This is a genomic window from Mesorhizobium sp. Root695, from assembly GCF_001428185.1.
Lineage (GTDB): Bacteria > Pseudomonadota > Alphaproteobacteria > Rhizobiales > Rhizobiaceae > Mesorhizobium.
This window is the reverse complement of record NZ_LMHO01000012.1, coordinates 343,992-355,881: the sequence shown is the minus strand read 5'-3', so window position 1 is coordinate 355,881 and position 11,890 is coordinate 343,992. Positions and strand designations below refer to the sequence as shown.

General features: G+C 57.5%; 7 protein-coding genes and 1 pseudogene. 1 reads left to right on the top strand and 7 read right to left on the bottom strand.

The window, feature by feature from the left end:
• Nucleotides 1-8 precede the first annotated feature (8 nt).
• Nucleotides 9-2,108 (bottom strand): nucleoside-diphosphate sugar epimerase/dehydratase, encoded by a 2,100-nt coding sequence (locus ASD99_RS14650; protein WP_244497747.1) that lies wholly within the window; start codon nucleotides 2,106-2,108, stop codon nucleotides 9-11.
• A 627-nt stretch (nucleotides 2,109-2,735) separates the two neighbouring features.
• Here ASD99_RS14650 and ASD99_RS14645 point away from each other — a divergent pair.
• Nucleotides 2,736-3,614 (top strand): sulfotransferase domain-containing protein, encoded by an 879-nt coding sequence (locus ASD99_RS14645; RefSeq protein WP_082583273.1) that lies wholly within the window; start codon nucleotides 2,736-2,738, stop codon nucleotides 3,612-3,614.
• A gap of 104 nt (nucleotides 3,615-3,718) precedes the next feature.
• On the opposite strand, the gene ASD99_RS14640 is transcribed toward ASD99_RS14645, so the two are convergent.
• From ASD99_RS14640 to ASD99_RS14615, 6 genes and pseudogenes are all read right to left on the bottom strand, one after another.
• A complete protein-coding gene (locus tag ASD99_RS14640; RefSeq protein ID WP_162256692.1) occupies nucleotides 3,719-5,911 on the bottom strand; it encodes an acyltransferase family protein in 2,193 nt (730 codons plus the stop codon).
• 25 nt (nucleotides 5,912-5,936) lie between these two features.
• Nucleotides 5,937-6,083, bottom strand: a pseudogene (locus ASD99_RS14635) (sulfotransferase); the annotation flags it as partial.
• 12 nt (nucleotides 6,084-6,095) lie between these two features.
• Entirely contained in the window at nucleotides 6,096-7,313 is a 1,218-nt protein-coding gene (locus ASD99_RS32180; RefSeq protein ID WP_082583271.1) for a glycosyltransferase family 4 protein, read from the bottom strand.
• Between the two features lie 7 nt (nucleotides 7,314-7,320).
• A complete protein-coding gene (gene cysN / locus ASD99_RS14625) occupies nucleotides 7,321-9,252 on the bottom strand; it encodes a sulfate adenylyltransferase subunit CysN (protein WP_057144055.1) in 1,932 nt (643 codons plus the stop codon).
• On the bottom strand, nucleotides 9,252-10,217 hold the full coding sequence (gene cysD / locus ASD99_RS14620; RefSeq protein ID WP_244482719.1) for a sulfate adenylyltransferase subunit CysD: 966 nt from the start codon (nucleotides 10,215-10,217) through the stop codon (nucleotides 9,252-9,254). Before cysD ends, cysN begins: the two co-directional genes overlap by 1 nt.
• Complete coding sequence (locus ASD99_RS14615) at nucleotides 10,218-11,555, bottom strand: lipopolysaccharide biosynthesis protein (protein ID WP_244497745.1); 1,338 nt, start codon at nucleotides 11,553-11,555, stop codon at nucleotides 10,218-10,220.
• Nucleotides 11,556-11,890 lie beyond the last annotated feature (335 nt).

Here is an 11,890-nt window from a genome sequence, read left to right as displayed (position 1 = left end):
GCCGGGCATCAGGCCGCCGCCTCGTGTGGAGGCGTGGTGGTCGCCTTGGCCGAACCGAGTATCACATGAGGCACGAATGGCGCCGGAGTGGCCGCCGTGGGTTTTGGTTCCTCTCGACGGTAGCTGGGAAGCAGCTCCGCAACAAGGTTCAACACTCCCGTAGTGTCGCCAGCTCTCGCCAGGCGGCGCAATTGCGAAAATGCCTTGCGCAGCGTGTCAAGGGGCACCGGGTTGGGCACGGCACCCAAGACCCCGGAAATAGGGACGTCGACACGTCTTTCTCTTTCGTCGAAAAGCTCCTCGAACAGCTTTTCTCCAGGCCGGCATCCCACAATCTTGATCTTGATGTCTTCATCCGGCCGAAACCCTGCGAGCTTGATCATGCGGCGCGCCATGTCGATGATCTTGATTGGCGCTCCCATGTCGAGAACGAAGATTTCGCCCTGTCCTAGGCTCTTTTCCAGGCCGTGGGCCGATGCCTGCAAGGTGAGTTCAACCGCCTCCCTTATCGTCATGAAGAAGCGCTTCATCTCCATATCGGTTACGGTCAGCGGGCCGCCGTGGGCAAGTTGGCGCTTGAACAGCGGGATCAGCGATCCACTTGAGCCCAGAACATTGCCGAAACGAACGGTCATGAAGCGGGCGGGTGTGTCACTGGCGACAACAGCGAGGTCCAGGGACTGGCAATAGAGTTCAGCCAGGCGCTTGGTGGCGCCCATGACGTTGGTCGTGTTCACAACCTTGTCCGTGGATATCTGGACCATTGCCTTCGCACCGCAAAGGCGCGCGGCTTCTGCGACATTCATTGTCCCGATGACATTGGTAAGGACGCCCTCGCAGGGATTCAGTTCGACCATTGGCACATGTTTGAGCGCCGCCGCATGGAAGACCAGGTCGACGCCATGCCGTTGGAAGATCTCGCCCAGGCGAACAGGGTCGCGCACGTCACAGATATATGGCTTCCGGCGCACATTCGGGAATTTCTCCGCCAACTCCAGATCGATGGCGTATAAATTGTATTCGCTGTTATCGATCAGGATCACTTCGGCCGGACCAAGCGCGGCAATCTGCTGTGTAAGTTCGCCGCCGATCGAGCCGCCGGCGCCAGTCACAACGATGCGACTGTTTCCGATCATTCGCGACAACGCACCCTTATCAAGCACCGCCTGCGGCCTTTCCAGCAGGTCGGTAAGTTCGATCGGACGCAATTCGAAGCGACTCTCGTGTTTGGGATTGCGCAGTTCCAGGACGGGGGCAGGGCGAGAGACAGCGATGCCCAGACGTTCGGCCCGGTCGATCAGCGCTTCGAGCGCTGGGTCGACGAGACCAGGCACTCGTTCAGTGAAGATCACGTGCCGGGGTTTGATGCCGCGGCCCTCCAGATCGCTAATCACCGCGTCGAAATCAGCGATGTCGCCCAAGATCGGCACGCCACGCAGAAAATAGCCCTCGGTGGCCGCACCTCTTTCCAGCAGGCCGACCGGCCAATGGCGTGCATCCGGGTCCCGCTGCAGCGCGCGAATATAAAGATCAGCCGCATCGCCTGCACCGATCAGCAGGACAGGGACCATGTCGCATCCATTCTTTGCCCTGCTCGCGGCCGGGCCAAAGCGGCTTACTTCAAGGAGCTTGGAGCGGATTCGAACTGAGATGAGCAGCGGCACGAGCAACAGAACCTCGATCGCCATCACCGAGCGCGGGATCGAATCGAGCCGTGTCGCCACAAACATCACAAAAACGAAGGCGAGCGATGCGACTATTACCGCGCGAAGGATACCGAGCATGTCGTCGACGGATGCATATCGCCAGTTGCGGGTGTAGAGGCAAGTCACCGGGAAGACCACGGCGCATGTGAGCAGGAAACAGGGGAGTGCGAAAAGCAGCGAATGGTAGCTTTCCGGACTGGTGACATCTCCGTCAAGGCCCAGTCGCATGAATGAAGCAAACGACAGGGCCGCGAGCGCCATCGCCAGATCGAAGACGTAGAGATGAAGATTCTTGCCAACGGCCTTGGCGCGCCCGATCACCCGTCGACGCAAGTACGACAGAACATGAACAATTGTGCGCGGTTTGCTGACAAGACGGCCGAGAGCGATTGCAGTGGCCATTAAAAGGGATTGGCCTCCAAGTGGACCGACTGCCTCAAACGGCTGATCTGACTGGCTCATCCTAGGACCTCGACAAAGCTAAGCCGCCGCGCTCCAGAGGGCGCGTTAATATGTGCAGCTGATTGAACTCGCAGACATCGATCCGCGACGGCCATTCCCTTGTTCAATCAAGAACAGGTTGACCTGCTGTCGTTCGGATCCGAGGCTACGATTTTATGTTGCTATGGAGCGCTCTGCCTGCTTTCGACGCAACACATGCTTTTGTGCATGGAGTACATACCGGATCCACAGGCGGGACTTTGCCAATGTTAATCCAAAGAGGTACTTCCGCCAGTCTGGACCAGCCAGCCAGACACGACCCGTTGCACCAGCGTGCCAAGCTGATCGACTTTAGCCCAAATTGCAGAGATTTCTTGCAAACAGGAGGATGCTATTACCTGGGAGAACGGCTTGCACACACATCGCCCGTAATGTCTTGAATGATGACGCAGTGGCTTACAATGACGCTACAACCCACCGGAGATCAAAATGGGTCGCTTGAGTTTCGATCCGGCGATCCCGCTCTTCGGCACCTTCGTTATCGACCACGCTAATGCGCCAGGCTCATGCTAGCAAAGGAAGCTTTCTATGCTCGGACGGTTGAAGAACAATCTTCGCGACGGTTCCTTTTTCCTTGGCGAAGCCATTGTCCCAAAGAAAATACGCTACTCGGGTCCCCTGGGAGCGTTGCGCCGCCAAATGATCTTTTGGTCGCGGGACTCCTTTGTGCTTTCATACCCGAAATGCGGTCGAACATGGCTACGCACTATGGTTGGCCGCGTCATCGATAAACACTACGGCCTTAACTTGCAGAATCCAATGGAAATCCAGCACTTCTGGAAGATCTCGTCGAAGATCCCTTGCATTGGTTTTTCTCACGACGACAGCCCAAACCTTAAGCGCCCTGGCGAGATCCAGATCGACAAGTCAAAATATTCAGGAAAAAAAATCCTATTTCTGGTTCGGGATCCGAGAGACGTGCTTGTTTCATATTATTTCGACGCAACGCATCGAATGAAGGTGTTTGACGGAACGATCAGTGAATTTCTGGTCCAAGATGTTGGCAGCATTGATTCCATCATAGCGTTCTATAACGCTTGGGCACACAACCGCGACAGGGTGAAAGCATTTCAAATTCTATCCTACGAACATATGCACCAATCTCCAAAATCGGCGCTTCGCACGGCGTTGGATTTTCTGGGCATTCAGGGCGTGCCGGAAATGATTCTCGACGAAGCGACAAGCTTTGGCTCTTTCGAGAATTTGCGAAAGATCGAAATGGCAGACGCTTTCGGCCACGAAAGAATGCGCCCGACGGATCAGTCGAACCCCGACAGTTTTAAGGTACGGCGTGGTAAAATTGGTGGTTATGTTGACTATTTCGACAGAGACGAGATCGCCTACCTGGATGAGAAAATTGCCAACTCTTTGGACCCGTATTTCGAAATATACCACCGCAAGGCATAGCGTCGAGCACTACTGCAAGGGCCGCCTTGTCGCTTCCGTGCTGAGACGTCGCATAAGGTCTCACCCGTCGAAAGGTCCACGCTTCTTCCTTCGCCTGTCATCCGTCATTTCCCCCACCGTTCTTTGATGGCGTCCATGATCAAAGTATTGAGCTTGGACGCGCCCGTTTCGCTGAGGTGGTTGTCGTCCCGATAAAAAACCTGAGAGCCTTGGTTAGCGAAACAGCGCTGTTGATCGCAGAAGACCTTCTCCGGATACACACGCACGAGATTTGGATCGGATACTACATGATCGTATAGTGCGTATGTCCGTTGCGTTCGCCTGCGGAAATCCTCGTAGGAAACCGAAATCGGTTCCGCCTGCATATAAGCTGCAGGATCGTTCTGGCGTCTGGCCCGCATGAGAAGCACCTGCGGGACGTTCCAACCCATCTCCGGGATAGGATAGACTAAGACAACCTTCACCCCGCGTTCCAGAAGTGTGCCCACAGTGTGGGAAATGGCCGTGGCGACTGCAGCCGGATCGGCGGGCCCGGTTTCACCCAGCTTGGCCAAATGCGGATGATCGTCGCCCGGCTCGATGCCCCCCTCGCCATTGTCATAACGACTCTGCTCCACGAGAATAGGGAGACGCCACAAGAGCACGGCGATCGGTCGCTTCAGCCTGCTTACATAGTCGAGCCTCTTGTCATTGTAGTCGCCTGGACACCCCGGTTGGTCCACGTCAACCCTTTGCAAACCGAGGAGAAATACGCAGCCGCCGCGATTGAGCGGTGTGAACGAGGCGATATCTCGGTAGCTGTCGAGGCTGACCCGCATTGGACCAAGCAGAGTACGAGCGTGAGAGTCACCCAAACTAACGAGGGCATAGCCCTCGGGATTCGAGCCATGAAAGGTACAAGGGCCTTGTTCAGGCACAAAGTTGAGACAGCTCTTCCCGTTCTGAAAGATCTCCGCCTCGCTTACATTGGATGCAGCGGCAATCGGGGCAAGACCGTCTGCAAAACGGCTTGGCATGCCATTTTGGACATACCAGTAGTATCCGCCCCCGCTGAGTAAGACGGCCCCGAGGGAGGCAATCAGCCATATAACGCTTTTGCTGGTTCGCTTTCTGCTGCGGGTCGGAATCTCAACGAAACGGTAGGTCGCAATAGCAAGTATAATTGACACTAAAATCCAAAAAAGCACCATCGCATCATCGACGGAAGCGGTGGCGGTCATTCTTCCGAAAGCAAATATCGGCTGATGCCAAAGATAGAGAGAATAGGATATCAGGCCGACAAATACGAACGGTCGGGAGGAAAGCGCTCGGGTAATGGGATCGCCGTGCCCTGTATACCAGATAAGCAACGCCGTTCCTGCAATCGGGATCAGCGTTACAAGTCCTGGGTGGTGCCACTGCGGTCGCATGAGCGGCACCGCGACGATCAGGAGCGCCAAACCAACCGCAGGCGCGACTCGTGAAGAGCGCATCGACACAAGCCGGCCGCCAGCCAATTCGCGTCTTGCCAGAAACACCCCCAACCCTAGTTCCCAAATTCGAGGCGGCAGTAGAAAAAAAGATGCGTCCGGCAAATGCCGTGTCATCCACTCCGCAAGAATGAATGAAACGACGAGCCCAAAGCATAGGATGACAGTTAGAAACTTTCGAGAATATTTCCAAGTCAATAGGAGAAAGCAAGGAAAGATCACGTAGAATTGCTCTTCGATGCCCAAGCTCCAGGTATGAATTAGAGGTCGAAAAAGATTGTCGGCGGCGTCATAGCTCGCGACATGCCAGAAGTATATGTTGGAGGCTGAAAAAACGGTTGCCAAAAGGCTCGCTGAATAGTCTCGAAAGGCACCAGGCAGCAGATATAGCCAAGCGAGGGGGATCGTTACTGCTAGGACGGTATACAGTGCAGGTAAGATCCGTCTCGCCCGACGCTCGTAGAAGCTGGCGAACGAGAAAGTCCCATTCATGACTTCCCGCTGTACAATCGAGCCAATCAGATAGCCGCTAATAACAAAAAAAATGTCAACACCAATAAAGCCACCCGCAAAAGGGTCATGGCCTGCGACGCGAAACCCTGAATGATAGAGAATCACCAGAACGACGGCGATCGCCCTCAGGCCGTCAATTTCGCGGCGATATCCAACTTGACCGGCCTGGGTCGTAGTAACGATCCCACTCTGGGCAGCTTCCTTGTCTTGGTTCGCATCGCGAGCAGCAACATGGCCTTCGTGAGGCAGACGTCGATCAATGCCGGGGGAGCTATATGTCAATAGCGCAGCTGACTTTTCGCGAAATTCACTCATGGCAATGGAGGCCCTTCCCTCGGGTGTCGCCACGGTCATAGAAGCGACTGAGATAGTGCAGCTCGGGATCCGGCGTGCTGAAGCCCGGATCGGCTTGAAGCTGCTGCTGCTGCCAGGTCGTCGCGCTTTTTGCGGCTCCGATGACAAGGAAGTCGAGGTCCTCTGCCCGCATTGCCAAATCCCTTTAACCGCCGATTTCGCTTGTTAGATCGAAAGCCAAGCCGGCTTTGCGAGAGCAAAGCGCCCCGTCATAGATCTTCATGACATTTTCGACATGGCGGTGCGTGCTGTAGGAGAAGAAGGCGTGGTCACGGGCTGCGTCGCTGATCCGGGCCCAGAGCCGCGGATTGGACAGCAACCGCGATAGCGGCTCCATGAAAGCCCCCGCGTCTTCCGGTGTGACCAGAAATCCGGTCCGCTCATTCTCGATGGCTTCCGGGTTGCCGCCATGATCGGTCGCAACCACCGGCGTCCCGAGGAACATCGCCTCGATAAGGGTCCGGCCGAAGGGCTCTCCCATGGCGGGAACGACCAGAACGTCCGTTGCCGCGAGGAAAGGTTCGATCGGGTTGCGAAAACCCATGAAGCGCACCGCTTGGCCGAGCCCGCGCTCGGAGCAGCGTATGCGGGCGGCCGATTCAAGATCTTGCGAGCCCGCAGGTGAATTCCCGAACACGCAGCCGACGACCGGGATTTGCGGATGCTCCCGCACGAAACGGTCAAGTATGTCGATGAAGAGGAGCGGCCGCTTTCGTTCGATCAGCCCACCGATGAAGCTCAGGACGCGTGTGCCTGGTGCTAGGCCGAGCTCTTTCAGAAGCGTGGCCTTGGCTGCGGCCCTATCAGGAACGACCGATGGCTGGTCGAAGGGACTGTGGATGACGCTGAGGCGCCCATTGAAGGATCTGATCGGATGCTTCGGCCGCGAGAATCGCGACACGGTCACCATGCGATCCGCAATTAACGGCCCAAGAATATTGGCGCCCTTTGCATCGGGATCGCCGCGATGATGCCAAACCAGTCGGGCGCCCGCAAACCGTGCCGCAATGCCCCAGTTGATGTGCGTTCTCCCATCATTGGTATGAATGATGTCGAACCTCTGCTCTCTGATAAAACGGCTTAACTGCGGTAGCGTGCTGGTCAAATAGGTGGCGACACCGCCCAAGGTTGTTCCTTTCGCGGGCAATGTTGTCAAAGGAGGCAAACCCATGAAGGGTTGGCTCTCCCGTGTCAGAAACGCTGCGAGCGGCCCCATGGTTTCTTGCAGCACCAAAACCGGAATGACCCTTGAGGTGTCGAGATTCTGGACGAGCTTAAGTGCCGAGATGTGACTTCCGCCGACATCGTCACCAACAAATGGAAAGCAAACCCGTATCGGCTCTCGGCCAGTCCCATCACTCATCGCCGACTTACCCGGTTACGTTTCCAAGATAGCTGCCGCGGTCGAGATAGCTGACGATCAGTTCCGCAGCCTCCTCGGCGCTCAGATCTGGAGTGATCGTGATGTGAGGAGCCTCGGGGCGCTCATAGGGACTGCCAATGCCAGTGAAATTCTGGATCAGTCCATTTCGGGCGCGTTGATACAGTCCCTTCGGATCACGACCTTCTGCCACCTCCAGCGGCGTATCGACAAAGATCTCGATAAACTGCCCGTCGGCAAAGAGGTCGCGCGCCATCCGGCGTTCCGCCTGGAATGGCGAAATGAAGGAAGCCAGCGCTATCAGCCCCGCATCGACCATCAGCTTGGCGGCTTCAGCCACCCGCCGAATGTTCTCGACGCGATCTGCGTCGGTAAAGCCAAGGTCCCTGTTCAGGCCGTGGCGAACATTGTCGCCATCCAGAAGATAGGTGTGTTTGCCGTTTGCATGAAGGCGCTTCTCCACGAGATTTGCGATCGTTGACTTGCCGGCACCCGAGAGGCCTGTGAACCACAGCACCGCTGGCCTTTGCCCCTTGGCGATCGCTCGCGCGTTCATGTCCACGTCCAGTGCCTGCCAGTGGATGTTGCTCGCCCTGCGCAGACTGAAGTCGATCATTCCAGCGCCAACCGTATGATTGGTCATCCGGTCGATGATGATGAACGCGCCGGTTTCATGCACCCGGCTGAAAGGGTCGAAAGCAAGCGGCGCCTGCGTCATCAGATTGATGAAGCCAACTTCGTTCTTTTCAAGAGTTTTCGTGGCGAGCTTTGCAAAATTGTTGATATCCAGTCTGTGTTTTATGTCGGTGACGCTTGCACCTACTACGCTGGTGGCAAGCTTGATCACGTAGGGGCGGCCGGGGATCAATGGATCGTCATGCATCCACAGCACGTGCGCCGCAAACTGATCGGAGACTTCGGGGCGCTCGGCTGCAGCTGCCAGAACGTCGCCGCGGGAGACGTCGATCTCATCTTCAAGCGTCAGCGTGACTGCCTCGCCGGCACCCGCCTCCGACAGGTCCCCATCCTGGGTGACGATACGCTTCACCAAGGTCGTGACGCCTGAGCGCGCCACCGCCACGCGGTCTCCTGGTCTCACCACTCCGGCTACGATGGTGCCGGCAAATCCGCGAAAGTCGAGGTTGGGACGATTGACCCATTGCACCGGCATGCGGAACGGAGCGGCACGGCGGTCACTGTCCACCTCGACAGTTTCCAGATGCTCGATGAGTGTCGGGCCCTGATACCAGGGGAGGTTCGCACTTCTGGAAAGAATATTGTCGCCATAGCGAGCCGACAGTGGGATTGCCTGTAGCGAAACGAAGCCGAGCGGCTCCGCAAAACTTCGATAGGCGGCCTCGATCTCGTCGAACACAGCTTGCGAGTAGCCAACCAGGTCGATCTTGTTGATCGCCAGAACAACGTGCCGGATGCCAAGCAGGGAAACGATGTAGGAATGCCGGCGGGTCTGGGTGAGGATTCCCTGCCGGGCATCGACAAGGATGACCGCGAGGTCGGCGTTGGACGCGCCAGTGGCCATGTTGCGGGTGTATTGCTCATGGCCGGGTGTGTCGGCGACGATGAACTTGCGCTGCTCGGTGGCGAAGAAACGATAGGCCACATCGATCGTGATGCCTTGTTCGCGCTCACTGGCGAGGCCGTCGACCAGAAGGGCGAAGTCGAGATCGTCGCCAGTCGTGCCGTGTCGCCGTGAATCAACCGCAAGGGCCGCGAGTTGATCTTCCATCAGCCGTTGGGTGTCGTAAAGCAACCTGCCGATCAGTGTCGACTTGCCGTCGTCCACGCTGCCGCAAGTGAGAAACCGCAACAGGCTTTTCCGCTCATGGGCATGAAGGTACTGCGAAGTGGTCTCGCGCTCCAAGGAAGCTTCGAGGTCCGCGGCTTGAGCAAAACCCAGCATCAGAAGTACCCCTCACGCTTTTTCTTTTCCATCGACGCCGCCTCGTCATGATCAATCAGGCGGCCCGATCGCTCGGAAGTCCTCGAGGCAAGCATTTCCTGGAGCACTTCGGGAACCGTCGCGGCTGTGCTCTCGGTGGCCGCGGTGAGTGGATAGCAACCGAGGGTGCGGAAGCGGACCGAGCGCATCTCAGGCACTTCCCCGGGGCGCAGCGGCAGACGGTCGTCGTCCACCATGATCCACTGTCCGTCGCGCTCCACCACCGGGCGCTTTGCTGCAAAGTAGAGCGACACGAGCGGGATGCGCTCCCTCATGATGTATTGCCAGATATCGGTTTCGGTCCAGTTCGAGAGGGGAAAGACGCGAACAGACTCCCCAGGCTTCAGCCGGCCGTTGTAGAGATTCCATAGTTCCGGACGCTGGTTCTTTGGATCCCAGCCATGACTGTCGCTGCGCAGCGAAAACACCCGCTCCTTGGCGCGGCTTTTTTCCTCATCTCGCCGCGCCCCGCCGAACGCGGCATCGAAGCCGAACGAGGACAGCGCCGATTTCAACGCTTCGGTCTTCATGATCTGCGTGTAGATCGACGAGTCGTGGGTAAACGGTGTGATGCCCTCGGCGAGACCGGCTTCGTTGCGCCGCACCAGCAGATTCAAACCAAGCCGGGCAACGGTTTCATCGCGGAAGCGGATCATCTCCCTGAACTTCCAGGTCGTGTCGATGTGGAGCAGGGGAAACGGCAGCGGCGACGGGTGAAAGGCCTTCATCGCGAGATGCAACATCACCGCGGAATCCTTGCCCACGGAATACAACATCACGGGGTTGCGCAATTCGGCTGCCACCTCCCGCATGATATGGATCGATTCAGCCTCGAGCCGCTGCAGGTGGGTGAGGGACGGCGACGAAGGAGCAGGGCGTCGCTGTACCGTGGGCAAGGTTGTTGAGGCTTGGGGTTCAACGGTCATCTAAATCGCCTTTGAAGGGGCAAGACTTGCTTGGTTGAGAGCGTCTGCCGGCGGGACCTGCCGGTCGGGGTGATGAACGGTCTTGAGCGCCTTTCGCAACGAAAGCCCCAGGCCGAGGGTCCACAGAATGCCCAGGATGATATGGGCAATGTTGCCGCCCATCGCGCCGATCCGCGGGATGAGCAGGAGGGCCGTCATGTGGAAGGCGGCTGTCGCAACGACAACAATGCGCAACACCTCACGTTGCCGTCCCATGGCAAGCAGCGCCGTGCGGGCGGCTGAGCCCGAAAGCACGAACGTGACCGCCACCATCTGCACGACGACGAGGCTGGCTGCGCCTATGAACTCCGGTCCCGCGGTCCAGGTGAGCAGCGGCCGGATGATCGCCGCCACGACCAGGATGCAAATGACACCAAAGCCGAGCAGCATGGCCTCGGCCTGAAAGATCACCCGCTTGAATTCCTCGATGCTGCCTTTCGCCCAAAGGCGGGCAACATCGGGATAGAGAACGTTCTGCACCTGCGGGCCTACTTGCTGGCCGACGCGGCCTATGCGCTTGGCGATCTGGTACAAGCCAGCCGAGGCCGGGTCGGCTAGCCATCCGACCAGCAGCGTATCGAGCTCTTGCGCGCTAGCGCGCAAAGTGAGCGAAATGTTGGACGACCACGCGAAATTCCAAATGCCGGGGAAGCGGCGTGTGATGCCGGCCAAAGGCGCGCCCAGGACATTGTGGACACCCTGCTTGTGTAGCGCGCGCATGGTCAGCGTCAGGAGCGTCAGGGAGCCGAGGATCTGCGTTCCGGCCCAAACCGCTGTGAAATAAACGAGATCGGCGTTGAGCAGCACGCCGAGGAGACACAGCAACACGCGCAGAACGGCGTTGAGCAGCTGCCCGTAGGCGAGGAGGCGGAAGTTTCCGGCCATGCGTTGGACAGCCACGGGGACGCCGGAAATCTGAAACAGCAGAACGCTGGAGTAGAGAACAAGAAGATGCACGATCTGCGCCGACCAACCGAAAACTGGCGCAATGAGAAGGGCAGCGCCAATGGCGACGACCCAGGCGCAGACAGCGGCGCCGACATCGATAAGCAGGCCAAACTTCATGAGGACGCGCAAATTCTCGTGGCCCTCGGATGCGTCCAGGCCGGCTGCGTATTTGATAATGGGCTGCCACGACTGGAAGCTGACAACGCGCTCGACGACCCTTGTGAACGCAATAATCAATGCAAGCTCACCATAGTTCGTCACGCCAAGCGCTCGTGCTGAAAGCGTAAAGGCTACAAGTGCCAGCAATGAGCCAAGAAAGTTGCCGGTCAGAAGGTGTGCGATATTGGCCATGCGCGTGCGGCCCGCACTCTTGCGCCTGGCAGCTTGCAGAACCCGTTGAGCCAGTCTTCCGATCATCGCAACCGTAGCCAAAGTCGCCCCGCTCATTCTTGATCGGCAATAAACTTCCCTTGGTCGTTCTCAGGGACTGTTTCTGCCGATGGCTTCCATCATCGGCAGAAACCAGAAAGCCGCCACGACCAAGTTTGGTCCTGTCGCAACCCCAATAAGCTAGGACCTGATCGCTGATACGACTGACGGCCTACTCCATTAGCGGTAAGCAGCTTCACGGTGAGTTCATCGCCGAATATATACGGCGCGAAAAATTAGAATGATAAATTACATTC